The organism is Streptomyces sp. NPDC032721 (genome assembly GCF_055579625.1).
In genome coordinates, this window is the sequence record NZ_JBVIMX010000002.1 from 219,524 (window position 1) to 244,102 (window position 24,579).

The following is a 24,579-nucleotide window of genomic DNA, read 5'->3' on the forward strand; positions in this document are numbered from 1 at the left end:
CCCGGCTTACCGGGGAAGCGTGTCCGCCCTCGGCGTGTTACGTATGTAGACATTCCGCATTACCTGTACTGGAGGACACCCATGACCACCTTCGTGGACCGCGTCGAACTGCATGTCGCCGCGGGTAACGGAGGCCACGGCTGCGCCTCCGTACACCGTGAGAAGTTCAAGCCCCTCGGCGGGCCTGACGGCGGCAACGGCGGACGCGGCGGCGACATCATCCTCGTCGTCGACCAGGCCGTGACCACCCTGCTCGACTACCACCACAGCCCCCACCGCAAGGCCACCAACGGCCAGCCCGGCGGCGGCGACAACCGCTCCGGCAAGGACGGCCAGGACCTCGTCCTGCCCGTACCGGACGGCACCGTGGTCCTCGACAAGGACGGCAACGTACTGGCCGACATGGTCGGCCAGGGCACCATGTTCGTCGCCGGAGAGGGCGGCCGCGGCGGCCTCGGCAACGCGGCACTGTCCTCGGCCCGCCGCAAGGCCCCCGGCTTCGCCCTGCTCGGCGAGCCCGGCAAGTCCCGCGACATCGTCCTGGAACTCAAGACCGTCGCCGACGTGGCCCTGGTCGGCTACCCGAGCGCCGGAAAGTCCTCGCTGATCTCGGTGCTCTCCGCCGCCAAGCCCAAGATCGCGGACTACCCCTTCACCACGCTCGTCCCCAACCTCGGCGTGGTCACCGCGGGCTCGACCGTCTACACCATCGCCGACGTCCCCGGCCTGATCCCCGGCGCTAGCGAGGGCCGGGGACTGGGCCTGGAATTCCTGCGGCACGTCGAGCGCTGCTCGGTCCTCGTGCACGTCCTGGACACCGCCACCCTGGAGTCCGACCGCGACCCGATCTCCGACCTCGACGTCATCGAGGAAGAACTCAAGCTGTACGGCGGACTCGACGACCGGCCGCGCCTCGTCGTCCTCAACAAGGTCGACATCCCCGACGGCCAGGAACTCGCGGACATGATCCGCCCGGAGCTCGAAGCCCGCGGCTACAAGGTCTTCGAAGTGTCCGCCGTGTCCCGCACCGGCCTGAAGGAACTCTCCTTCGCCCTCGCCCAGGGCATCGCCAAGCTGCGCGCCCGCAAGCCGGAGGAAGAGGCCACCCGCATCGTCATCCGGCCCAAGGCCGTCGACGACAGCGGCTTCACCGTCATCAAGGACGAGGAAGAGGGCGTCTACCGGGTGCGCGGCGAGAAGCCCGAGCGCTGGGTCCAGCAGACCGACTTCAGCAACGACGAGGCCGTCGGCTACCTCGCCGACCGCCTCAGCCGCCTCGGCGTCGAAACCCAGCTGGTGAAGGCGGGAGCCCGCGCGGGCGACGCCGTCGCCATCGGCTCCGACGAGAACTCCGTGGTCTTCGACTGGGAGCCGACCGTCATGGCCGGCGCAGAGATGCTCGGCCGCCGAGGCGAGGACCACCGCCTGGACGAGCCGCGCCCCGCTGCCACGCGCCGCAAGGACCGTGAGGCCGAGCGTGACAACTCGCAGAAGGAATACGACGAGTTCAAGCCGTTCTGACCGTCGTTCCGCGGTCGCGCTTCGTGGTCACTCCCACCCCCGGCGGTGAGTGACCACGAACCAGGGGGGCGCGACAAGGGCCCCCTTTTCGGATTCGACGGAGGACCGGCAAGGATGGGGCCTGCACACGACGAGAATTTTGGGAGCGGCCCGGTGGAATCCGACGTAACGGTCAGCGTTGTCGTCATCGTCTACAACGACGCGGAACAAGTGGCGTCCGCCGTCCACTCCGCGCTCGCCCAGGGCGAAGCCGTCGGCGAGGTGATCGTCGTCAACGACGCGTCCACCGACGGCACCCGCGAAGCGGTCGACGCCCTCGCCAGGCAGCACCCCCGGGTCCGTCCCCTGCACCGCACCGAGAACAGCGGCGGCTGCGGCAGCCCCCGCAACGACGGCATCGCCGCTGCGAAACACCCGTACGTGATGTTCCTCGACAGCGACGACATCTACCCGAGCGGTGCCGTCGACGCCCTGCTGGCCGCCGCAGACCCCGAAACGGACCTGGTCGCCGGCCAGTGCGTACGCCGCGAACTCCCCGAAGGCCGCGACACTGTGTGGGCCCCCGCCCTCTACGACCCGGCCGCAGGCGCCACCCTGCCCGGCACCGTCCTGGACGGCATCGCCGCACACCCCGAGTTCCTCCTCGACACCCTCTCCGTCAACAAGCTCTACCGGCGGGACTTCCTCGTCGAGCACGCCGCGACCTTCCCCGACGGCGCCTTCCACTACGAGGACTTCGTGTTCACCGCGAAGGTGTACGCGGCAGCCCCGCGCATGGCCGTCATCGCCACCCCCGTGTACGTGTGGCACGTCCGCCGTGACGCCGCCGAACTCTCCATTTCGCTGCGCCGCGCCACCATTGCCAACTGGGAGCACCGCGTCGAGGCACACCGCCGCGTCGTCGAGGTGTTCCGCAAGGCGGGCTCCGAAGCCCTGGCAGTGGCCGCACAGACCAAGTTCCTCGACTACGACCTGCCCATGTACGTACGGGAACTGCCGCAGCGCAACGCCGGCTACCGGGCCGACTGGTGGACCGCCACGCGCGCGTACCTCACCGGCTTCGACGAGGCCGCCCACAGCGCCGCCGAAGCCCCGTCCCGCTGGCTGGCCCGCACCCTCCTGGCCCGGGAGGTCCCCGTGGAACTGGAGCGGGTCGTGGCGCTCGCCGCCCAGCCGCCCCGGCTGCTGCCGCCGTCGTGCACCACGGACGCCGGGGTACCCGTACTGGCGAAGGAACTGCCCGAGGTGCAGCTCGACGGGCTGAGCGAACTGCCCGCCCACAAGCTGCCGTTGACCGTCAACGGCAGCATCGACATCGGTCCCTCGATCGAGTTCACCCTGACGGTACGGGAACTCCACGGCCTGCTCGGCCCGTTGAAGCCGCAACGGCTCCTGCTGCGCCTGACCGACCAGCGCGGCGCCCGCCCCGCACGCGAGCGGGAACAGCCCCTGCGACGCACCGGCGCCGACGCCTGGCAGGCCGACATCTCCGTACGGGCACGCGAACTGGCCGACCGGGAGCGGCTGATGGCCTGGCGAGTGCATGCCGAAGTGGTCTGCGAGGACGGCACCCGCATCCCGGCGGAGGTGCGCGCCTCGGCACCCTCGGTGGCCCGCCGCAGAATCGTCCTCGGAGCCGGACTACCCCTCCTCGTCCAGGCGAATGTGACCCCACGGCAGGCACTGACCGTGCGCGTGGTCGGGGGAGTGCGGGGAGCGCAGGACGTACTGGGCCGCCGCCTCAAGAGGCTGGCGCGCAAGACGAAGTAGGAAACAAGAACGAGAAACAAGAAGAACAGGCGCAGCACAGTGGCCCCCTTCCGACGGTGCGGAAGGGGGCCACTGTGCTGAGTGCCGCGGTGTTGTCTACCGCTCCAGGAAGTCGAAGAGTTCTTCCCAGCGCTCGGTGATCGACTCGGGGGAGTACCGCTGCACGTTCTTCCGGGCCAGGTCACCCATCCGGTCGCGCATCTCCTGGTCCTGCATCAGCCGCACCAACTGCCGTGCCAGCTCAGGAGTGTTGCCCGGCCGGGCGAGAAGTCCGTCGACCTCGTCCTGGATGATCTCGTGCACACCCGGTGCACAGTCGAAGGCCGCACAGGGAACACCGCACGCCATCGCTTCCAGCAGCGCGAGCGGGAAGCCCTCACCGCGCGACGACTGCGCGAACACCGACGCCCCGTGCAGGGCGCCGACGACATCGCGGGTCTGCCCGGCCCACTCCACCGAATCGTCCAGACCGAGGTCCGTCGCCTGCTTCTTGAGCGACTGCTCAAGCTCGCCGGCACCGTACAGCTTCAGCTTCCAGCCCGGCACCTGCGGAGCCGCCTCCGCCCAGGCGTCGAGCATCATGTCGAGGCCCTTCTGGTGGCTGAGCCGGCCGATGCTGACCACGGTCTTCTCGGAACGCGGGGAAACGGTCTCCGGCATCATCGGCAGCGGGTTCGGCATGAACCCGACGTTGTTGAGGCCCTTGACCGCCCACTTGTCGGCATCCTCCTGCGTGAGCAGCAGCAGCCGGTCGACGTCCTTGTAGTGCTTGAGGACACGGCCGAAGCGGGAGGACTGCCGCGAGTAGTCGTAACTCTCGTGGCTCATGCCGATCACCGGGTGACCGGCGGTGTCCGCGAGCTTCACCCACTCCATCGCCCACACCTGGGTCACGATGATCATCGCGCCGGGTGCGGCCGTCCGGAACAGCCGGGACAGCTTCGCCGAAGCCTCCCGCATCCCGGCCTCACGCCGCGAGTTGTGCAGCCGGGCAGCCACGTCGATCCTGCCGCGCAGCCCACTGACCGCCTTGCGGCCCTCCGGCCGCCGGCCGTACAGCGTGACCGTCTTGAACGGGGGGTTCTCCCCCAGATCCATGGCGACCTCGGCCGGTGCGATACCGACGACGGTCACCCGGTGACCGCGCTCGGCGAGCAGCGCCGCCATCTGCGCCTGCCAGCGGGCCACCCCGCCCAGCTCGTCGACCTCGTTGGCCACGAAGAAGATGTCGCGTCGCGTCGTCGGGAGCCCCGTCTCGGGGAGCTGCGTCTTCGGGAGCTGAGTCATCGGGTACGGCCCTTTCCGCCGAAGAAGCGCTCCGCGATCTGCGCGGCCGCATCACCGTGGTCGTACTCGCCGTACCGATCCACGAACTCCTTGATCTGCGGACCGTACTGCGCACGTACGCCGTCCAGGTCCGCCAGCACCGAGAACAGTGCCTCCTGATCGCGTGGCACCGGACCCGGCGCCGTCTCCAGCAGGTTGAAGTACGTACCGCGGATGTCCTGCGAGTACTCCTCCCAGTCGTACGCGAAGAAGACCATCGGCCGCTGCAACAGTGCGTAGTCGAACATCACGGAGGAGTAGTCCGTGATCAGTACGTCCGACGCCAGGAGCAGCGGCGTGATGTCCGGCTCCTCCGAGACGTTGATGACCCGGCCCGCCATCGCCGGCGGCAGCGACACCTGGTTGAGGTAGTGCGTGCGCACCAGCAGCGTGAACTTGTCCCCGAACCGCTCCGCCAGCTCCTCGATGGAGAACGGGAACTCGAACTTCTGCACCTTGCCCTGGGCGTTGGCGCGGAAGGTGGGCGCGTACAGCAGCACCGGCAGCCCCGGGCGGATGCCCAGACGCTCCTTGAGCGCCTTGACCTCGTTGCTCTCCCCGGTCGCGTCACGGCCCTTCACCAGGGCGTCGTTGCGCGGGTAACCGCTGCGCAGCAGCTTGCTCTCCGGCATCCGGTAGGCGCGCGCCAGAGTGCGCACATCGTGCTCACTGCGCACCACGAAGTGGTCGAAGCGGTCCAGCGACGTCTGGTACGCGGCCTGCTCGCCCTCCGACATCAAGCGGTAGCCGGGCTCGTCGAAGCCCATCCGCTTGAGCGCGGAACCGTGCCAGGTCTGGATGTACGTCGTCTCGGGACGCTTCCTCAGCTTCAGGGGGAAGCCCTGGTTGTCGACCCAGAACTCGGCCTGGGCCAGCGCCCGCAGGTACTTCCACGACCAGCGCTTGACCAGTTCCACATCGGTCGGGAAACCGGTCGGCTTGGCGCCCGCGTACGACCAGATCGCGTGGATCGGGGCGCCGCGCCGCTTCAGCTCCTCGTAGATGGCCCGGGGGCTGTCGCTGTACTGCTTGCCCAGGTGGCTCTCGAAGACGACGGTGCCCTTGCGGACCGGCAGAGCCTTGATCATGCGGTGGTAGCCGTCGATCTTGCGCGGCCCGGAGTTGAGGTCCTTGCGCACGTCACGCGCCTTGCGGTACGTGGTCTTGGCGATCCGCGCGGGCAGGCTGTCCATGTTGTTCTGGATCAGCGCGCGGGCCTTCTGCGAGGCCGCGCTGTGCTGCACGATGTGGAACGCCAGATGACCGCGCCCGGAGACCTCTGCCTCTATGCGGTCGCCCGCCAGCCGCGTCAGCCGGGGCTTGACGGTGACAATGCCGGTCCGCTCGATGTCGGTCTGGCCGACCGTGATCGCACCGATCGTGGTCTTCCCGTCGACCTTCAGATGCATCCGGACGTTCCACACGTCGTCCACGATGCCCAGCGGGCGCAGCTCCTTGGCCAGCGGCAGAGTGGCCTCCCAGAACACCCTCTCGCCGTCCAGACGGACACTGCGGACGGGGAAACGGAACGTCTGGAGGCTGGTCCGGCGGGCCTTGAGGACGATCTCCGCAGACAGCTTCGCGCCCGGCTTGATCTTGCCCAGCGGGTTGACCACCGCACCGCTGAGGACGACGTCCGAGGAGTGCTCGGTGTACCCGGTCAGACTGTTGCGCAGGTCCAGCTTGTCGACCGGCTTGGTGTGGTAACCGAGGTCGGTGACGTCCAGCAGCGCACGGGCGTGACTGTCCCCCAGGTGCTCCTCGCACCAGTAGATCCGGCCGTCCTTCTCCACCAGCGGCACCGTGAGCTTGCTCCGGTTCAGGAGCATGTCGATCGCGGGCATCAGGTTGTCCCAGTCCTCCTGGAGGAGGAGGTACGCGCAGATGGCGTGGGCGGGGTGCAGCTCGTTGTACGCCTCGGGGGCGAACGACTGGACGTACTCGCGGGCCATCTCGGCGAAGGCGTGCCGGTAGTCGTCGTCCAGGAACGGCAGTTCACGCAAGTAGAGGACCAGGTCGTGCTTCAGGAACTTGATGTCCTTGTGCAGCTTCAGGTCGTCCATACCGCGGGACTTGAGGATTTTGTCGATCCGCCGGTGGATCTCCACCCGGTCCGCGAAATTGTTGATTTCGTTGCGGCGATTACTGATCGACTTCTTCTCGGTCTTCTCGACCACATTCCAGTAATAAACAGTATTAGGAATGAGGGTGATACGAGAAGCTGCCAAATATGCCTGGGCCGAGAAAAGCAGGTCCTCGTAGTGAATCCGCTTGGGGAAGGTGAGGTTGCTCTCGATCAGGAATTCGCGCCGATAACACTTGTTGGTCGACAGAGTGTCGAAGACCAGCAGGTCGGGGAGTTCCGCAACGGAGTCGATCGTGCGCGTGGCGTTGTACAGCCAGCGGTACCACTCCGTCGTCTTGCCGTGCCGGCTGTCGACGTGGACCCGCAGACACAGTCCGGACACCAGATCCGCACCGGTCGTCTCGGCCGCCTCCAGCATGTTGCGGCACGCGTTGAGTTCCAGCGTGTCGTCACTGTCCAGGAACATCACATAACGGCCGCGCGCCACGGCGATGCCCTGGTTGCGCGGCTCACCGCAGCCGCCGCTGTTCTCCTCCAACTGGATCGCCCGGACCCGGTCGGGGTGCTGAGCCGCAAGCGTCCTGGCCACGGTGTACGAACCGTCCGTGGAACAGTCGTCCGCGATGATCACCTCGACGTTGTGCAGCGACTGGTCCAGGACCGACTGCACGGCTGTCGGCAACCGGTCGGCATCGTTGTAGACAATGACCACAACACTGATGTCCGGCACGGTCGTCGGGAGGCTGTCCGACGAGGGAGACGGGCTTGACAAGGCCACCTCTGTGTTCACGTCCTCGATACGTTTCGATTACTGATCCCCTCACCACTGCGGGTACGTGAGGGGTGACCGACAGATGAACCCCGACTGAAGGGTCTGGAGGATTTCCACAGTCCCGGCCAGGCTAGCCTACGGACCAACCCGCCCAGTCCCTGCCCAGAGATGCCCCGATCAGTGATCATTGCGTCTCTGTATAGTGCCTCTATGACTTGGCTGGTAACTGGCGGTGCGGGATACATCGGTTCACACGTGGTAAAGGCGCTCGCCGACGGCGGTGAAAGTGTCGTCGTGCTGGACGACCTGAGTACGGGAGCCGAGACGCGGATTCCATCCGGCGTTCCGCTGGAGCGGGGCTCCGTGCTCGACCGCGCACTCCTCGACGACGTACTGCGACGGCACGGCATCACGGGCGTGGTGCACATCGCCGCCAAGAAGCAGGTCGGCGAATCGGTGGAACGGCCCCTGTTCTATTACCGCGAGAACGTGGTCGGCCTGCAGACCGTACTGGAGGCGGCCGTCGCCGCCGGAGTCAAGCAGTTCCTTTTCTCGTCCTCCGCCGCCGTCTACGGAATGCCCGACGTCGAGCTGGTCACCGAGGACACCCCCTGCCTGCCCATGAGCCCGTACGGCGAGACCAAGCTGGCCGGCGAATGGATGGTCGGCGCGATCGGCAGGGCGCACGGCATGGCCACCGCCTGCATGCGCTACTTCAACGTCGCCGGCGCGGCCTCCCCCGAACTGGGCGACCCCGGCATCTTCAACCTCGTACCGATGGTGTTCGAGCGACTCGAAGCCGACAAGGCACCGCTGATCTTCGGTGACGACTACCCGACGCCCGACGGCACCTGCGTCCGTGACTACATCCACGTCGCCGACATCGCCTCCGCGCACGTGGCCGCCGCCCGCAAGCTGGTGGCCGACCCCGAGGCCCAGCTGATCCTCAACATCGGCAAGGGCGAGGGCGTTTCCGTCGCCGAGATGATCGACCTCATCCGCGAGGTCAGCGGCCGGGAGGACATCAAGGCCGAGGTGGCGCCGCGGCGGGCCGGGGACCCGGCCCGGGTGGTCGCGGCCGCGGACCGCATCAGCACCGAGCTCGACTGGCAGGCCCAGTACTCGGTCCGCGAAATGGTCGAATCCGCCTGGTCCGGCTGGCGCCACCGCCACCCGCAGGACTGATCTTCCTTCCTGCCCTTCCCTCTGACCCCCTCCCCGCCGCGCAGGGCGGGACAGCCCCGGGTGGAGCCGTACACCTCGCTCCCGCCGGGGGCGGCCCCGTGGTGGTGTCTCGCGGGGCAGAATCACCCGGCGGGCACCACACCCCCTCACGTACATTGCGCAGGAAGCAGCACCGGGACACACCGAGGGGACGCACGCACGTGGCAGGGGCAAGCAGTCAGCCGAAGCACATTCCGGGCAACACCGACCGGCAGCCCGTCACCGACGCCCGCAGGGTCGTGGTCAAGGTCGGCTCCTCCTCCCTGACCACCGCCGCCGGCGGCCTCGACGCCGACCGGGTCGACGCCCTCGTCGACGTCCTCGCCAAGGTCAGGGCGGGCGGAGCGCGCGAGGTCGTCCTCGTTTCGTCGGGGGCCATCGCCGCCGGACTCGCCCCCCTCGGACTGCACCGCCGCCCCAAGGACCTGGCGCGCCAGCAGGCAGCCGCCAGCGTAGGCCAAGGACTCCTGGTCGCCCGGTACACCGCCTCCTTCGCCCGCTACGGCGTCCGCGTCGGCCAGGTCCTGCTCACCGGCACCGACACCAGCCGCCGCGCCCACTACCGCAACGCCTACCGCACCCTCGATCAACTCCTCGCCATGGGTGCACTGCCGATCGTCAACGAGAACGACACCGTCGCCACCGACGAGATCCGATTCGGCGACAACGACCGCCTCGCCGCCCTCGTCGCCCACCTCGTCCGCGCCGACCTCCTGGTACTTCTTTCGGATGTCGACGGCCTGTACGACGGAGATCCGGCCAAGCCCGGCACCACCCGCATCACCGAGGTCGCGGGCCCCGACGACATCGCCCACGTCCAGATCGGCAGCGCCGGAAAAGCGGGCGTCGGCACCGGCGGCATGGTCACCAAGGTCGAGGCCGCCCGCATCGCCGCCGCCGCCGGCATCCCCGTCGTCCTCACCTCCGCCAGCCACGCCGCCGACGCCCTCGCCGGGCGGGACACCGGAACGTACTTCCACCGCACCGGCCGCCGCAGCGCCGACCGGCTGCTCTGGCTCGCGCACGCCTCCACCCCGCAGGGCGCACTCACCCTCGACGACGGGGCCGTACGCGCGGTCGTCGAGCGGCGCACCTCGCTGCTGCCCGCCGGAATCGCCTCCGTAGAGGGCGAGTTCGGTGCGGGGGACCCGGTCGAACTGCGCGACAGCACGGGCCGTGCCGTCGCCCGCGGACTCGTCAACTTCGACGCGAAAGAACTCCCGCAACTCCTCGGCCGTTCCACCCGCGATCTCGCGCGCGAACTCGGACCCGCGTACGAACGTGAAGTCGTGCACCGCGACGACCTGGTTCTGCTGCCTCACTGACCGGCCGGAGAGAAGTGGACGAAGACTCCCCGAATGCTCCACCGGCGTCCACGAAACGGCCGAAAGTCCAGCCTCCTGGTGGAGACCTTCCAGAAAACCCCCCGCATCCGGCCCAGGACTGGTCAACTCTGTTACGGGGGTACAGCACACAAACGCATCAGGAGGCCGCCGGTGAGACGAGCGCGCCCGGGGGCGCCGCCCCGAGGGACAGCCGAGCGAGCCTTGACGAGTGTCGGGGCGGGAACGGACTTCGACGACGGCGGGGACAGCGGCCACCAGAACGGTGAGAACACCGGCGCGGCCGACGCCGCGAACACCCAGGGCGGGCGGACCGGATCCGGCGGCCCCGGCACACAGGGCACCCACGGCAACCGGGAAACCCGCACCGGACCCCGGCGGCCGGACCCGGAGGCATCCCGCCTCTGGTACATCACGCTCAGCGTCTCCGGCGCCGAGACCCCGCTCAAAGAGGTCAGGCGCGGCCTCGAACAGCTCGCCCACGACCACCCCTTCCTGCTGACCAGCCGGTACGCCGACGACCACGCGGAAATCCGCTACTGGGAAGAGGCCCGCGACCTGCACGACGCGGCGGCCGTCGCCCTGCGGCTGTGGGGCGAACACCGCTCCACGGCCCAACTGCCGCCCTGGGAGATCGTCGGCCTGGAAGTCATCGACCGCGAGACCTACCACCAGCGGGTCGCCGAGGGATACGGGCCACCGCCCGCCGCACCCGTCGGCGTACACCCGTACTGACCGGGGAGACACACCCGCACCGGCCGGTGCACGGATCCCGTAGGACCCGGGGTGCGGCTTTCGCACCGGCCGGTGCACGGAAGCCGCCGTCTCGGAGTCCGGGACGGCGGACGGGCGGCCCCGGGCACCGGATTACCCTGCGGGCATGACCTCGCACACCGCTCCCGCCGACGCCACAGCCGACGCCGCCGAAGGCCGCTCCCCGGTCCTCGCCGCCGCCTCCCGGGCCCGCGCGGCCGCCGCCGCACTCGCACCGCTGCCGCGCGCCGTGAAGGACGCGGCGCTGCTCGCCGTGGCCGACGCACTGCTCTCCCGTACGGACGAGATCGTCGCCGCCAACGGCCAGGACGTCGCACGCGCGCGTGAAGCGGGCACCGCCGACTCCGTCGTCGACCGGCTCACCCTCACCCCCGAACGGGTACGGGCGATCGCCGCGGACGTACGCGACGTGGCGGCGCTGCCCGACCCGGTCGGCGAAGTGGTGCGCGGCTCGACCCTCCCCAACGGCATCGACCTGCGCCAGGTACGCGTCCCGCTCGGCGTCGTCGGCATCATCTACGAGGCCCGCCCCAACGTCACCGTCGATGCCGCCGCACTGTGCCTGAAGTCCGGCAACGCCGTTCTGCTGCGTGGTTCTTCCTCCGCGTACGCCTCCAACACCGCACTCGTCGGCGTGGTCCGCGACGCGATCGAGGGAGCGGGACTGCCCGCCGACGCCGTACAGCTGGTTCCCGGTGAATCCCGCGATTCGGTACGTGAACTGATGCGCGCCCGCGGACTGGTCGACGTGCTCATCCCGCGCGGCGGCGCCTCGCTGATCCGTACCGTCGTCGAGGAATCCACCGTCCCCGTCATCGAGACCGGCACCGGAAACTGCCACGTGTACGTGGACGCACAGGCCGACATCGAGATGGCGATCGACATCCTCGTCAACTCCAAGGCACACCGGGTCAGCGTCTGCAACGCCGCCGAGACCCTCCTCGTCCACCAGGACATCGCGGACGCCTTCCTGCCGCGCGCACTGGACGCACTCGCCGAAGCGGGCGTCACCGTCCACGCGGACGACAAGACACTTGGTTACGCAAACAATTCGAAGGCGACAGTCGTGCCCGCCGTAGAGGCCGACTGGGAGACCGAGTACCTGTCCTACGACATCGCGGCAGCCGTCGTGGAGTCGCTGGACGACGCTGTTGCGCACATCCGCCGCTGGTCCTCCGGTCATACCGAGGCCATTGTCACCACCTCGCAGGCCGCCGCCCGCCGCTTCACCCAGCTCGTCGACTCCACGACCGTCACCGTGAACGCCTCCACCCGCTTCACCGACGGCGGACAGTTCGGCTTCGGCGCCGAAATCGGCATCTCCACGCAGAAGTTGCATGCGCGCGGACCCATGGGACTTCCCGAACTGACGTCGACGAAGTACATCGTCACGGGCGACGGCCACGTGCGCTGACCCCCCGGGACGACCACGCGCGCAGACCCCGGAAGCCGGCACGGACCAGCACTACGCGCGCGTGCTCCGTCCGTTCCCTGCCCAAAACGACCGCCCGGGTCTACGCTGAACGGGTGCCGGACGACGTGGAGGGCAAGCCGTTCCCGGATGGCTGGGAGCCCGACGACGACCGCGGGGGCGCGGACGAGGACTTCGCCTCCGTGGTATTCGACGAGGACTTCGTCAAAGCCGCCGAAATTCATGAACCGAGCGCGGTGGAGCGACTTTTGGCCGCCACCCAGGCGCGCTCCGACACGGAGGGCGCCCGCAGCTGGGCGGGCCAACGGACCCCCGAGGACGATCCGTACGAGCTGCGCGACGCACACGGCCTCCACGCGCCCTACGGCGACCCGGACGGCTACGGGACCTTCCACGGGCCGTACGGGCGCTACGGCGGCGCCCTGCGCCCGTACCGCAACTCCTCCCGCTGGCACCGCCCGGTCGCCTGGCTGCTCGCCCTGCTGATGGGCATCGGCATGGTCGCCTTCGCCTTCGCCGCCGTCTACCGGGGAGCCTCCGGAAGCCGCGACGGACAAGTGCCCTCACCGGCCGCTACCGGCGTCGACAAACCCGCCGGCGGAACGGACACAACGACCGGCACGGGTACCGAGACCGGTACGGGCACGGGCACGGGCACGGGCAATGGGGTCGGCCGGAGCGGCGGCCCGCCCTCCGCTTCAGCGGAATACACGGCACCGGCGGCCTCCGCCCAGCCCCGCACACCCTGAGGGACCGGACAAGGCCCGGACTCCGCGATTCCCCGGGCGAAACCTCCAACGCCCGGAAAACACAACAGAGTTCAGCCCAAGTTCTCTCGTTCCGGGGCGTTTACCTTCGCTTCCCGCGACCTACTCTGAAAGAGAGACTCCTCTCCCCACCGCAGGGCCCAGTGCTCAGGGAGAAGCGATGGCAGGTCGATCGGAACCGCCCGAGGGCACCCCGCCCGAGGGACTCCCCAACAGTGGTGACGACGACTACCGGTCCGTCGTCTTCGACGAATCGTTCGTCCGGGCTGCCCGGCTCCAGGAATACTCCGCCTCGGAGCGGGCGGAAGACCACGCCCCGGCCGTCCGCATCCTGCCCCCGCCGGCCGCCCCAGCCGTCACCGGCAGCAGCCGCAGACAAGTGCTCGTGCTGGTACTGCTCGTCGTCCTGGCCTTCGCGACTGCCGTCTACATGGGCGTACGTGCCCCGGCGACCGCCACCTCCGACCGCCGCCCCGAAGCCCTGCGCGCGACCGTGATACCGCTGGCCCCGAGAGGGAAGGTGCCCGGCGGCGCCCCCGCGGAACTCTTCCTGCACAGCCCAGCCGCCCAGTTCGGCACCGGCGCCGCAGGAATCCAACTGCCCGTCGCCCGCGGCACTGCCCACTTCTCCGAGAGCCAGGTCCTGGCAGCTCTGACCATCGCCAAGGACTACCTCGTCCAGTCGTCCGTCGACCCCGGCGTCCTGACCGGCGGCGCGGTCAGGCCCGTCCGCCTGCTCCTCGACCCGGACCAACTGGAGCAGTACGACGCGGGCTTCGCGTCTTCCCAGGCCGTACGCAACGGAGAGGTCCCGGGCGCGGGCGGCTGGCTCGTACGCTTCGACTCCACCAAGGTCGCCCTCGCGGGAGCCGTCCGCGCGAACGGCGTCCTGCGCGCCACCGAGGTCGGGCCCGACATCCTCGACGTGAGGACCGACCACACCTTCGTCTACCCGCTGCGCCCGGCCACCGGGCCGGGCCGCGAACGGGCCGACGGGGCCTCACTGTTCACCGTCCGGCGCGAACTGCACTTCCGGTACGACGCGGAGGACCTGCGCCGCCACCGCACGGAACTGCTCGGCTCGTACGCGGTCGGCGGCCCGCAGGCCTGCGGCGAGAGCTGGGACCCCGCCGTCCCGCAGTCCTGGACGCCCCTGCTGGCCGGCCAGCGGCCCTCCGCGGCCCCGGCCACCCCCGCAGGCACCGACCCGTACGCCACGGGCCCCGGCACGGGCACCATCTGCGGCACCCTCTCACCCACGGCCATGCCGAGCATCAGCCCCGGCTAGGGGCCGTGCCAGGGGGTGGGGCAGGGAGGGGGGAGAAGGCCCCGCAACAGCGGCACCCACCCCCGTCCTCGCCCGGCCGGGTCCCGCACCTCAGGCGCCGGACCCGTCCCCTCCGTTCGAGCCGGCGGACCCCGACCCGGACCCTCCGGACCCGCCCCCACCGAACGCGCCCTTCAACTTGCTCCCCAGGTCCCCGGCGCCACCCGCCAGATCCCCGACCAGCTTCATCAACGGGTCCTTGCTGGTGCGGACCGTGTCCGCGTAGTGCGACGCCGACTCCTTGAAGGAGTCCGTCACCGAGGTGTCCTTGTCCTCGTCACGCCGCGGGTAGTGACCGTCCATGATCCGCTGGTAGTCGCGGCTCTGGGACCACTTCTTCAGCTCCGCCGCACGCACGGTGGTGAACGGGTGCGACCGGGGCAGAACATTCAGGATCTTCAGTACGGAGTCGCGCAGATCGCCGCCCGCCTCGTACTCCTCGGCCTGCTTGAGGAACGCGTCCACGTTCATCTCGTGGAGGTGGTTGCCGCCCGCGATCTTCATCAGTCCGCGCATCGACGCCTGCAAGTCCTGGCCCACCAGCAACCCCGCCCGGTCCGCCGACAGCTCCGACTTGCGGAACCACTCCCGCAGCGCCGTGATGATCGCCATGATCGCAATGTTCCCCAGCGGAATCCACGCGACCTTCAGCGCGAGACTCGTCAGGAACAGCAGGATCGTCCGGTACACCGAGTGCCCGGACAGCGCGTGCCCGACCTCGTGCCCGACGACGGCCCGCATCTCCTCCTCGTCGAGCAGCTCCACCAGACCCGTCGTCACGACGATGATCGGCTCGTCGAGACCGATGCACATCGCGTTGGGCTTCGGGTCCTGCGTCACGTACATCGCCGGAACCTTCTCCAGGTCCAGGATGTAACAGGCGTCCCGCAGCATCGAGTTGAGGTGTGCGAACTGTTCGTCGCTCACCCGCACCGAGTCGGACAGGAACAGCAGCCGCAGGCTCCGCTCCGGCAGCAGTCCGCTCAGCGCCTTGAAGACCGTGTCGAAACCGCTCAGCTTGCGCAGCGCCACCAGGGCGGACCGGTCCGCCGGGTGCTCGTACGCCCGCGAGGAGATCCCGGGGAAACGCCTGCGCTGCCGCCCGGGCAGGTTCTCCCGTCCACCCCCGCTCCCCGAGGCCCCGCCGCCCCCCTGCTCGCTGCCTTGTCCCTGCTCGTGATTGCCGTCTGTCATGAAAGACCCCTGCTCTCGTACGAGACATGTCCCGTCCCCCGGACGGCCCCAGCCTAGAGGGGGCGTCCGGGAACCTCTCCTGTGCTGACGCCGCCTCGTCCGGGCCGGTTGCCCGGGGGCCGATATCGCCTCAACGACTGAGTCGGCGTGAGCGTGCCCGCATGCGCCGCATACGATGTTTCCGAAGTCTCCCCTGACGTCTCCCGATAGGTCCGCCGAAGATGAGTCTCCACAGCACCGCAGCCAACCTCGTGACCCTCGCCTCCGGCGAAGGCTCCAAGCACGTCGACGAGCACGCCTCGCTCAGTCCCCTCGTCACCGGTGGCGGCGCCTTCATCGCGCTGATGCTGCTGCTGTGGATCACCACCCGCTTCAACCGGGACCGCTGAACCGGACCGGGGGACCGGGCCGGGCACACGGGCCAGTAGGGTCTGCACGCATGGGAGAGCAGGTAACGCCCACCGGCCCGGCCGGTGGGAGCAGCGCGGACGGCACGGGCAAGCGCCGCATCGGAGTCATGGGCGGCACGTTCGACCCGATCCACCACGGCCACCTGGTGGCCGCCAGTGAGGTGGCCGCGTTGTTCCACCTCGACGAGGTGGTGTTCGTGCCGACCGGACAGCCGTGGCAGAAGAGCCACAAATTGGTCACGCCGGCCGAGGACCGCTATCTGATGACGGTCATCGCGACCGCGTCCAATCCGCAGTTCTCGGTCAGCCGCATCGACATCGACCGAGGCGGCCCGACGTACACGATCGACACCCTGCGGGACCTCCGTGCGGACAATGTCGACGCCGACCTGTTCTTCATCACCGGCGCCGACGCGCTCTCGCAGATCCTCACCTGGCGCAACGCCGAGGAACTCTTCTCCCTCGCCCACTTCATCGGCGTCACCCGCCCCGGGCACGACCTGACGTCCGACGGGCTGCCCGAGGACGGGGTCTCCCTGGTGGAAGTGCCCGCCCTCGCGATCTCCTCGACGGACTGCCGCGCGCGGGTGCGCGGTGGCGACCCGGTCTGGTACCTGGTGCCCGACGGAGTGGTCCGCTACATCGACAAGCGCGAGCTGTACCGGGACTGACGGCAAGCGGCACCCAGCAGCAGGAGCAGCACGGAAATGGGGCACCGGTGAACGACCGCCAGAACCCGTACGACCCGTACGCACACGATCCGTACGCACAGCAGCAGCCGGAAATCATCGGCTACGACGCGTACGGGCAGCCGGTGTACCAGCAGGCCGCGCCGCAACAGCCGGAGCAACCGCCGCAGTTCGACCCGTACGCGCAGCAGCAACAACAGCAGGCATACGGGTACGACCCCTACGCCGCCCAACAGACACAACAGTCCGCCCAGTTCGATCCGTACGCACAGCAATATCCGCAGCAACAGCAACAGCAACAACAGCAGACGGCGCCGCAGCCCGACGGCGCGTACGGCTACGACACCGGTACACAGCAGCAGTGGATCCCGCAGCAGGCACCCGCTGCGGAACCGCGCCGGAACCCCGAACCGCAGCAGCAGATCCCCGGGCAGCAGCAGGCCCGCCGCCCCGCAGCCCGCCCCGACACGGCACCGGAGAATCCCGAGACGTCGGTCGCCGCCGGACAGCGACCTGCCAAGGACGGCGAAGGCGCGTATGCCACAGAACAGTTCTCCTTCGTCGAAGAACCCGACGAAAACTCCGAAGACGTCATTGACTGGCTGAAGTTTTCCGAAAGCCGCACCGAACGCCGCGAGGAGGCCAAGCGGCGTGGCCGCTCCCGCATCGTGGCTCTGGGTGTCGTCCTCGCCCTCGTCGTGGTGGGCGGCCTCGGCTACCTCTGGTACGCCGACAAGCTCCCCGGTATGTCGTCGGAGAAGAACGGGGGCCCGGTGGCGAACGGCGCCCAGAAGCGCGACGTCATCGCCCTGCACCTGCACAACACCGACAAGCCCGGCATGACCTCGACAGTGCTGCTCGTCGACAACGCCAGCACTCAGCAGGGCACCACCGTCCTGGTCCCCAACGCGCTCGCCCTCTCCGACGACAACGGCGTACCCACCACCCTCGCCAAATCCGTAGAGGACGACGGCGGCGCCGGTACGCGCGAGTCCCTCGGCACCGCCCTCGGCACCACTATCGGCGGCACCTGGCGGCTGGACACTCCGTACCTGGAGAACCTCGTCGACATGGTCGGCTTCATCGAGACCGACACCGACACCGCCGTACCCGACACCAAGAAGGGCGCTGCCCCCCTGGTGAACAAGGGCGCCCAGCAGACCCTCAGCGGCCAGAAGGCCGTTGCGTACGCCACCTACCGGGCACCCGGTGAGCCCGAGGCCAAACAGCTCGCCCGCTTCGGCGCGGTCATGCAGGGCGTACTGAAGAAGATCTCGGACGACCCGAAGGTCGCGGCGGTCACCGTCAAGAGCCTGGCGCTGATCCTGGACCCGTCGCTCACCGAACAGTCCCTCGCCACGTCCCTCGCCGGGCTCGCCGAGCACGCCAAGAAGGGCGCCTACCGGACGGTTCCGCTGCCGGTGGGCACGGACGGCCGCGTCAGCGCGTCCGACACCGTGGTCAAGACCGTCCTCGGCGGCAGCGCCTCCGCCCCCGAGCAGGGCGCGGCCGTACGGGTGGGAGTACGCAACGCCAGCGGCAAGCAGGCCGCCACCGAGGCAGCCCGGATCGCCCTGGTCAACGGCGGCTACGCGTTCTCCGACGGCGGCTCCGCCACCACCGCCGCGGCCTCGCGGGTCACCTACGCCGACGCGGCACAGAAGCCGAAGGCGGAAGAGGTCGCCAGGACCCTCGGGCTGCCGGCGACCGCAGTGACCCAGGGCCCGGCGATCCAGAACGCAGAGGTTTCCGTGACCCTCGGCCAGGACTACAAGGTTCCGACTCCGTAGCAGTCGCCACAGTAGGTACAGGTGGCGCCGGCCGGCAGCCCTCCGTACCGCTCCGCGCCCCGCCGGAAAACTCCGGCGGGGCATGTCGGCGTCACGTGAGACCCTTGTGGTAATCACCGACCGCCGACGAAAGCCTGCTTGTGACCGCCACTGACCGTTCCATCGAGCTCATCAACGCTGCCGCACAGGCGGCCGCCGACCGGCTCGCGCACGACATCATCGCGTACGACGTCAGCGACGTGCTGTCCATCACGGACGCCTTCCTGCTGGCCTCCGCGCCCAACGACCGCCAGGTCAAGTCGATCGTCGACGAGATCGAGGAGAAGCTCAGCAAGGAGCTCGGCGCCAAGCCGGTCCGCCGCGAGGGCGACCGCGAGGCCCGCTGGATCCTCCTCGACTACGTCGACATCGTGGTGCACGTCCAGCACAGCGAGGAGCGCGTCTACTACGCGCTGGAGCGCCTGTGGAAGGACTGCCCCGAGATCGCGCTGCCCGAGGACGCGGTGAAGACCCGCGGCAAGGCCGAAGAGCACGCCAAGCTGAACCCCGCGGGTGAGCTGGACGGAGAAGGAGACCTGTTCTGAACGGCGGGCAGAGCGGCGGCACGGTGACCCGGGGCCGTCGCATAGTTCTGTGGCGGCACGGCCAGACCTCCTGGAACCTGGAGCGCCGCTTCCAGGGCACCACGGACATCGAGCTGACGGACACCGGTGTGGCGCAGGCCCGCCGGGCCGCCCGGCTGCTCGCCTCGCTGAAGCCGGACGCCATCATTGCCTCCGACCTCAAGAGGGCGGCGCGCACGGCCGGTGAACTGGCCGCCCTCACGGGGCTCGACATCACGCACGACGCGGCGCTGCGCGAGACGTACGCGGGCGCCTGGCAGGGCCTCACCCACGAGGAGATCGTGGCGCAGTACGGCGAGCAGTACGCGGCGTGGAAGCGCGGCGAGCCGGTCCGGCGCGGCGGCGGCGAACTGGAGACCGAGGTCGCCGACCGGGCCGCCCCTGTCGTCCTGGCGCACGCCGACAAGCTCGCCAACGGCGGCACCCTCGTCGTCGTCAGCCACGGCGGCACCATCCGCACCACCATCGGCCGTCTCCTCGGCCTGGAGTCGCACCACTGGGAGGGCCTCGGCGGTCTTTCCAACTGCTGCTGGTCCGTCCTCGGCGAGGGCGCCCGCGGCTGGCGGCTCATGGAGCACAACGCCGGGACGCTCCCGGAACCCGTGCTCGGGGACGACGACTGAACCGTCCGGCAACGCTCCCGGCAGCACGCCGGGAGGTTCCCCGGACGGCGGCCGACCCGGATTTCACTTTCCGGCAGGTCGCAGGCTAGAGTTCTTCTTGTTCGCAGCGCAGAGCGGGAAACACCCGCACAGCACCAAGAACACGCGGGGCTATAGCTCAGTTGGTAGAGCGCCTGCATGGCATGCAGGAGGTCAGGAGTTCAATTCTCCTTAGCTCCACAATCAAGATCCCGTCCCCGTCAGGGGGCGGGATCTTTTGCTGTCCCTCTTGCGGAGCCGTGACAGAATCGACCGCCGGAGGGGGCGACCGCGGCAGGGGAGGGGACGATGGGCGCACACAGGCGGAAATGCGACTGGTGCGGCAGTGGTACACCGATCGTCCGGGACATGGAGCCCGTCAACTCCGAGTACCAGTACTGGTGCGAGGAGTGCGCGCGGGCGCTGATCATAAAAGGCGACCCGATCGAGACGTACCGGGAGCTGGAGGGCGAGCCGATCTACGGCCGGCTGCTTGACGAACACTGCACCCTCAAGAGGTTCTACTCCTTCGCGAGAGCCTGAGTCCGCTCCGGAGCGGGAGCCCGGGTCCGCACCAGGGAGCGGTAGGCGCACGCCAGCACAAAGGCGAGGCCGATCGCGGGATACAGGGCCGACAGTGCGAACTCCCCGATGTTCTGCCGCAGTTCCGGCCGCCCCTGCTTTCCGTGCGGCACGGCCCACAGCGCGTACGAGAAGAAGACGACTCCCGCCGCCCAGGCGGCTGCCCTACCTGCCCGCCCTGCGCGTACGGCTTCGGACGCGAGGAACAGCACCAGCGGCACGCACCACACCCAGTGGTGCGACCACGAAATCGGGCTGACGAGCAGGGCCGTCACGGCACAGGTCAGTGCCGCGCGGGCGCGTTCGCCGTGGAGGGCGGCGTCGGCTGCCGCGTACAGCCCCACAAGCGCCACGAGCGCCGCGCAGACGGCCCACCAGATGCCGGGCTCGCCGGTGTGCAGGAGGCGGGCCAGGAGCCCGCTGAGGGACTGGTTGGCGGTGTCCTCCGTGTTGCCGACCCGGGCGGAGTCGAAGAGGGCCCGCGTCCAGAAGTTCAGGGAGTCGGCGGGGAGCAGCACTGCCGAGGTGACAGTGGCAGCGAGGAACGTGCCACAGGCCACGGCCGCCCGCCGCAGCCAGGTGTTGCCGCCGTCCCGGTAAGCACCGCTTCGCCAGGCCCGTACCAGCCCTGTGAACAACAGGGAGGCGACGAAGAGTCCAGGCGTGAGCTTCACTGCCGTGGCGAGCCCGATGCCCGCGCCCGCCCAACGGTGCCGGTCGTGACGGGTCAGGTCCCACAGCACGAGAACCGCGAGAGCGAGATTCACCTGCCCGTACCTCAACGTCGTCCATACCGGCTCGCACCAGACGGCAACGGCCGCCACCCACAAGGTGACAGCCGGTTCGGGGCGAGCGATCAACTTGAGCGAAAGATGCACCAGGGCGATCAGCAGACCGAGATTGCCGGCCGTGGCGAGCGTCCGCAGGAGACCGATGTCCAGTAGCGGAAGCGGAGTGAACAGGAGGGCCGCGAAGGGCGGGTAGGTCGTCGGGAGGTGCGCGGCCGTGACCCGCATCGCATAGAGATCACCGCCAGCGAGGACCGTCGCGCCTTCCGCGCGGTAGACAATCAGGTCGATCATCGACACCTGGGCGAGCCGTTGAACCGTCCAGAAAACGGCGAAGGACAGCAGGCAGGCGACGCCGGCGGCGAGCACCCGGCGCGGGAAGCGGAGGGGACGGACGGTGGCGATACGGTCAACGAGGGATGTGGTCACGTGCAGTGACGTTAGTGTCACACTGTGCCTACGCGCGCGTGGCCGAAGAGGAGCGGGAAAAGGGATTTGGTGAAGCGGCGATCCACCGTCTAAAGTTGGCGATGTCGCCGGGGGAAACCACGGAAAACGACACCAAGTGCACAGCACGGGGCTATAGCTCAGTTGGTAGAGCGCCTGCATGGCATGCAGGAGGTCAGGAGTTCAATTCTCCTTAGCTCCACAATCAAGAAGCGGGTCGTCCATCGGACGGCCCGCTTCTTTGTGCGCTGTTGCCGACGGCCCTGTGTGCTCTTCGCTCCGCCTCAGCCCCTGCGCCGGTCAAGCGCCCTGCGGGCGGGGGCTGCAGGGCGTTCGGCGGGGGCTGCCTCGACACGCAGGGCGAGGGCCGGGCAGCGGCGGACCGCACGCCGGGCACGCTCGCGCAGATGCAGGGGTACGGCGGCGTCCGCGAGAGCCGGATAGCCGTCGTGGCCGAGCCGGATCAGTTCCGGGACGACGTCCGCACACAGACCGTGCCCCTGGCACAGGGTCCAGTCGACGGCCAGTTTCTCGCCACTGGAAACGCCCCTGCCGCGCCGGGAGGAGCGCGGGGCGGGGCCGGGGAGGGGCAGGACGCCGGCCGTGGGACGACCGCAGCCGCCGCCCAGGACATGGGCCGCCAGGTCGTCCGTGAAGGCGTTCAGGGTGGACAGCAGGAAGCGGACCGAGCCGTCGGGATGTTTGCAGGCGCCCCGCCCCTTCGCCGCCCGGGTGGTCTCGCGGAGAGCTTCCAGGGCTGCCTGGCCGCCTCCGTCGAGTACGTCGGAGAGGCTGCCCGCTGCGGCGGGCAGGCCCAGTTTGCAGGGGCCGCACTGGCCTGCGGTTTCGGCGGCCAGCCAGTTCGCGATGCGCAGGGACTCGCCCAGTGGGCAGGTGTCCTGGTCGATCGGGAGCAGCGCCCCCGCGCCGAGAGCGCCGCCGAAGAAGGCCAGGGACGCGCGGGAGACGGCGGCATCGTGCGCTGCGTACGTGTCGATCCAACTGCCGTGGTAGCCGCCGGTCAGGACGCCCTGGGGGACCGGTGGAGCACCTGCCAGTTGCAGCACGTGCCCCAGCGGGACGCCGGAGGGGACTTCCATCACCAGCGGCTGGGGGAGCGCGCCGGACAGCGTCAGCAGGACGGTGCCGGGCTCCTCCGGGATGCCGGTGCGGGAGTAGCGCGGGGCACCGAGGCGGGCGGCGACGGCGAGCTGGGCGTACGTCTCGGCGTTGGAGAGCAGGGTCGGAGCGCCCGCGACGCCGGACTCCGAGGCACGTTCGCGGCGGCCGGGTGGCAGAGCGGGGCCGCCGTTCGCGGCGCGGATCACCGCGGACGCCTCGCCGGAGACCATGCGCTCGGGCGTACGGAGCACCCGTACGCGGATGCCCTTGTTGCGCAGGCGCCGGTCGGACAGGCCGCGTTCGGCGAAGGCGTCCCGTACCGACGCTTCGGTGGAGTCACGGGTGACGGCGACGTACAGGGTGCGCGCGCCGAGCGCCTCGGCAGCCAGCAGCGCACCGTCCAGGACGAGATGCGGGGTGCGGTTGAGCAGCACGGTGTCCTTGCGGCAGGCGGGCTCGCCCTCGCTGGCGTTGACGACGACCGAGGGAAGCACACCGCGCCGGGTGGCTGCCTCGGCCACCGCCCGTAACTTTCGGGCGAAAGGGAAGCCCGCACCTCCTCGGCCCTGCAGTGCGATGTCCTCGGCAATTGCGGCGAGGTGCTCGCCCGGCACGGGGGCGAGGGGGCCGTGGACCTTGAGGTGGGTACTGAGGTCAAGGCGGGCCGCGAGGTCGAAGCCGGCGGTGAGGTGGGGGAGCCCGACGGTGACCACATGTGGGACGTCGGGGAGCGGGGCGTTGCGGGCGCCGGATGTGCTGTGGGGGTCGCGGGCGTTCAACGGCGGTCTCCTGTGGGGGTGTGGGCATGCCGGGGAGCTGACGCGACGGCTCGTGGTCCGCGTGCGAGGGGAAGGCGCCGCTGCGGGGCGGTGGGTGGTGGTGAGGGCAGAGTGCGGGCGATGATGCGCCGCTTGAGACGGGCGGGAAGCAGCCGTAGGGAGAGCGTGGTGGCCACTCCGGCCAGACACAGTGCGTACATCGTGACGACCCAGGCGTCGGCCGGCCGGCCGGTGAACAGGCCGTGCTGCAGGGCCGCGCACCAGGCGGGATAGGCCAGCATGTGCAGTGTTCGCCAGCGGCCGGGGATGCTGCCCGGAGTGGCGAAGGCGCTGCGCAGTGCGCCCGTGGTGGCGGCCACCACCATCAGCAGCCCGGCCAGCGAGCCGAAACCGATGAGCACGGCCGTCCCCGACAGGCCGCCCGCGAACGGAAGCAGGGCTGCCAGAAGGGAGACGTGGCCGAGGGCGACCTTCACCGTGAGGTGCAGCAGGAGGAAGCCTAGGGAAGCGGCTGCGGTGGCCCGGTGTACGGCCTGGGCGACCAGCCGGTGCCGGGGCCGCAGCAGCAGCCGGTCGGTGGCGAGGAGACCCCAGGCAACGGCGGCCGTGAGGGAGACGAGGGTCAGGACGCCGCTGGTGAAATCGAGGGCGGAACGCAGGCCGTCGCCGCCGAGGAGGGCGAGCAGCGGCAGCAGGGGTAACGCGGCCGTCAGCAGGATGCGGGGCACTGGCCGGGATTTCGTGCGCTTCACGGGGTGTGCCTGGTTCAGGTGTACGGGGTGCCGGTGTGCGGGGTTCATGGGGGAGGGCTCCGGGGGGCTCGGGAATGTGGTCCCGTGGCGGGAGGCTAGGCGGGGCGGTGGAGGGTGGTGGGAGGTTTGGCGGTTCGGCGCCGAAGGGGCGGCGGGGGCGGGTACGGTCCGCGCTGCGTATGGCCCCGGAGGCCGCGGTGCCGCCTGTTGACGTCCTTGCGTACGCTGCCGTCGGCCGGGGCCGGTAACGCTCGATGCGGCCCGTGCGGGCCCTGCGGTACCCTGACGCCATGCGTGCCGTACGCCTTCTGCTTATCGAGCCGCGCTGATCAGTACCGACCGGTGAAGAACCTGGTCGGCATCGGCGCGGCGTCCCCTCCTGTGCGAGGGGCTTTTTCATTTCCGTGAGCAGAGACGAAT

Annotated in this window: 20 protein-coding genes and 2 tRNA genes; 16 read left to right on the forward strand and 6 right to left on the reverse strand. The window is 69.6% G+C overall.

What is annotated here, in order from left to right:
* The first annotated feature begins 81 nt into the window (after positions 1-81).
* Both obgE and ACZ5PB_RS07180 read left to right on the forward strand, forming a co-directional pair.
* Positions 82-1,521: a GTPase ObgE gene (gene obgE / locus ACZ5PB_RS07175; RefSeq protein WP_468688568.1), complete on the forward strand. Its 1,440-nt coding sequence runs from the start codon at positions 82-84 to the stop codon at positions 1,519-1,521.
* 153 nt (positions 1,522-1,674) lie between these two features.
* The gene (locus ACZ5PB_RS07180; protein ID WP_468688570.1) at positions 1,675-3,291 is read left to right on the forward strand and encodes a glycosyltransferase family 2 protein; all 1,617 of its coding nucleotides are present in this window, start codon (positions 1,675-1,677) and stop codon (positions 3,289-3,291) included.
* Between the two features lie 96 nt (positions 3,292-3,387).
* Here ACZ5PB_RS07180 and ACZ5PB_RS07185 read toward each other — a convergent pair whose 3' ends face one another.
* Together ACZ5PB_RS07185 and ACZ5PB_RS07190 are read right to left on the reverse strand one after the other, a co-directional pair.
* A complete protein-coding gene (locus ACZ5PB_RS07185; protein ID WP_468688572.1) occupies positions 3,388-4,578 on the reverse strand; it encodes a glycosyltransferase in 1,191 nt (396 codons plus the stop codon).
* The gene (locus ACZ5PB_RS07190; protein WP_468688574.1) at positions 4,575-7,481 is read right to left on the reverse strand and encodes a bifunctional glycosyltransferase/CDP-glycerol:glycerophosphate glycerophosphotransferase; all 2,907 of its coding nucleotides are present in this window, start codon (positions 7,479-7,481) and stop codon (positions 4,575-4,577) included. Before ACZ5PB_RS07190 ends, ACZ5PB_RS07185 begins: the two co-directional genes overlap by 4 nt.
* Before the next feature lie 204 nt (positions 7,482-7,685).
* Between ACZ5PB_RS07190 and galE the strand changes: the two genes are divergently transcribed.
* The 6 genes from galE (at position 7,686) to ACZ5PB_RS07220 (ending at position 14,303) form a co-directional block, all read left to right on the forward strand.
* Entirely contained in the window at positions 7,686-8,660 is a 975-nt protein-coding gene (gene galE, locus ACZ5PB_RS07195; protein ID WP_468688576.1) for a UDP-glucose 4-epimerase GalE, read from the forward strand.
* Positions 8,661-8,938: 278 nt separating this feature from the next.
* On the forward strand, positions 8,939-10,024 hold the full coding sequence (proB, locus tag ACZ5PB_RS07200) for a glutamate 5-kinase (protein WP_468688907.1): 1,086 nt from the start codon (positions 8,939-8,941) through the stop codon (positions 10,022-10,024).
* 171 nt (positions 10,025-10,195) lie between these two features.
* Positions 10,196-10,777 (forward strand): hypothetical protein, encoded by a 582-nt coding sequence (locus ACZ5PB_RS07205; RefSeq protein WP_468688578.1) that lies wholly within the window; start codon positions 10,196-10,198, stop codon positions 10,775-10,777.
* 145 nt (positions 10,778-10,922) lie between these two features.
* Positions 10,923-12,230 (forward strand): glutamate-5-semialdehyde dehydrogenase, encoded by a 1,308-nt coding sequence (locus ACZ5PB_RS07210; RefSeq protein WP_468688579.1) that lies wholly within the window; start codon positions 10,923-10,925, stop codon positions 12,228-12,230.
* A 113-nt stretch (positions 12,231-12,343) separates the two neighbouring features.
* Positions 12,344-12,997, forward strand: coding sequence for an SCO2584 family spore wall biosynthesis protein (locus tag ACZ5PB_RS07215; protein WP_468688581.1), 654 nt, complete (start codon positions 12,344-12,346; stop codon positions 12,995-12,997).
* A 178-nt stretch (positions 12,998-13,175) separates the two neighbouring features.
* Complete coding sequence (locus tag ACZ5PB_RS07220) at positions 13,176-14,303, forward strand: SCO2583 family membrane protein (RefSeq protein ID WP_468688583.1); 1,128 nt, start codon at positions 13,176-13,178, stop codon at positions 14,301-14,303.
* 90 nt (positions 14,304-14,393) lie between these two features.
* On the opposite strand, the gene ACZ5PB_RS07225 is transcribed toward ACZ5PB_RS07220, so the two are convergent.
* Positions 14,394-15,536: a M48 family metallopeptidase gene (locus tag ACZ5PB_RS07225; RefSeq protein WP_468688585.1), complete on the reverse strand. Its 1,143-nt coding sequence runs from the start codon at positions 15,534-15,536 to the stop codon at positions 14,394-14,396.
* A 221-nt stretch (positions 15,537-15,757) separates the two neighbouring features.
* Here ACZ5PB_RS07225 and ACZ5PB_RS07230 point away from each other — a divergent pair, with 221 nt between their 5' ends.
* The 7 genes from ACZ5PB_RS07230 to ACZ5PB_RS07260 all read left to right on the forward strand — a co-directional run bounded on the left by ACZ5PB_RS07230 (position 15,758) and on the right by ACZ5PB_RS07260 (position 20,232).
* Positions 15,758-15,925 (forward strand): hypothetical protein, encoded by a 168-nt coding sequence (locus ACZ5PB_RS07230; protein WP_468688587.1) that lies wholly within the window; start codon positions 15,758-15,760, stop codon positions 15,923-15,925.
* A gap of 50 nt (positions 15,926-15,975) precedes the next feature.
* Positions 15,976-16,617: a nicotinate-nucleotide adenylyltransferase gene (nadD, locus tag ACZ5PB_RS07235; protein WP_468688589.1), complete on the forward strand. Its 642-nt coding sequence runs from the start codon at positions 15,976-15,978 to the stop codon at positions 16,615-16,617.
* A gap of 47 nt (positions 16,618-16,664) precedes the next feature.
* The gene (locus ACZ5PB_RS07240) at positions 16,665-18,425 is read left to right on the forward strand and encodes an LCP family protein (RefSeq protein ID WP_468688590.1); all 1,761 of its coding nucleotides are present in this window, start codon (positions 16,665-16,667) and stop codon (positions 18,423-18,425) included.
* A 140-nt stretch (positions 18,426-18,565) separates the two neighbouring features.
* Positions 18,566-19,009 carry a ribosome silencing factor gene (gene rsfS, locus ACZ5PB_RS07245; RefSeq protein ID WP_468688591.1) on the forward strand — a complete coding sequence of 148 codons (444 nt, stop codon included), beginning with the start codon at positions 18,566-18,568 and terminating at the stop codon, positions 19,007-19,009.
* Entirely contained in the window at positions 19,006-19,671 is a 666-nt protein-coding gene (locus tag ACZ5PB_RS07250; RefSeq protein ID WP_468688909.1) for a histidine phosphatase family protein, read from the forward strand. The genes rsfS and ACZ5PB_RS07250 overlap by 4 nt, the downstream gene beginning before the upstream one ends.
* A gap of 146 nt (positions 19,672-19,817) precedes the next feature.
* Positions 19,818-19,890: transfer RNA gene (locus ACZ5PB_RS07255), tRNA-Ala, on the forward strand.
* 108 nt (positions 19,891-19,998) lie between these two features.
* On the forward strand, positions 19,999-20,232 hold the full coding sequence (locus ACZ5PB_RS07260; protein ID WP_185026367.1) for a hypothetical protein: 234 nt from the start codon (positions 19,999-20,001) through the stop codon (positions 20,230-20,232).
* On the opposite strand, the gene ACZ5PB_RS07265 is transcribed toward ACZ5PB_RS07260, so the two are convergent.
* The gene (locus ACZ5PB_RS07265) at positions 20,211-21,488 is read right to left on the reverse strand and encodes a glycosyltransferase 87 family protein (protein ID WP_468688593.1); all 1,278 of its coding nucleotides are present in this window, start codon (positions 21,486-21,488) and stop codon (positions 20,211-20,213) included. The two genes, ACZ5PB_RS07260 and ACZ5PB_RS07265, sit on opposite strands and share 22 nt — an antisense overlap.
* Positions 21,489-21,635: 147 nt before the next feature.
* On the opposite strand from ACZ5PB_RS07265, the gene ACZ5PB_RS07270 reads away from it, so the two are divergent.
* Positions 21,636-21,708, forward strand: a tRNA-Ala gene (locus ACZ5PB_RS07270).
* An 82-nt stretch (positions 21,709-21,790) separates the two neighbouring features.
* Here ACZ5PB_RS07270 and ACZ5PB_RS07275 read toward each other — a convergent pair.
* Positions 21,791-23,407: an NADH-ubiquinone oxidoreductase-F iron-sulfur binding region domain-containing protein gene (locus ACZ5PB_RS07275; protein WP_468688594.1), complete on the reverse strand. Its 1,617-nt coding sequence runs from the start codon at positions 23,405-23,407 to the stop codon at positions 21,791-21,793.
* The gene (locus ACZ5PB_RS07280) at positions 23,404-24,207 is read right to left on the reverse strand and encodes a hypothetical protein (protein WP_468688596.1); all 804 of its coding nucleotides are present in this window, start codon (positions 24,205-24,207) and stop codon (positions 23,404-23,406) included. The genes ACZ5PB_RS07275 and ACZ5PB_RS07280 overlap by 4 nt, the downstream gene beginning before the upstream one ends.
* Positions 24,208-24,579: the final 372 nt, after the last annotated feature.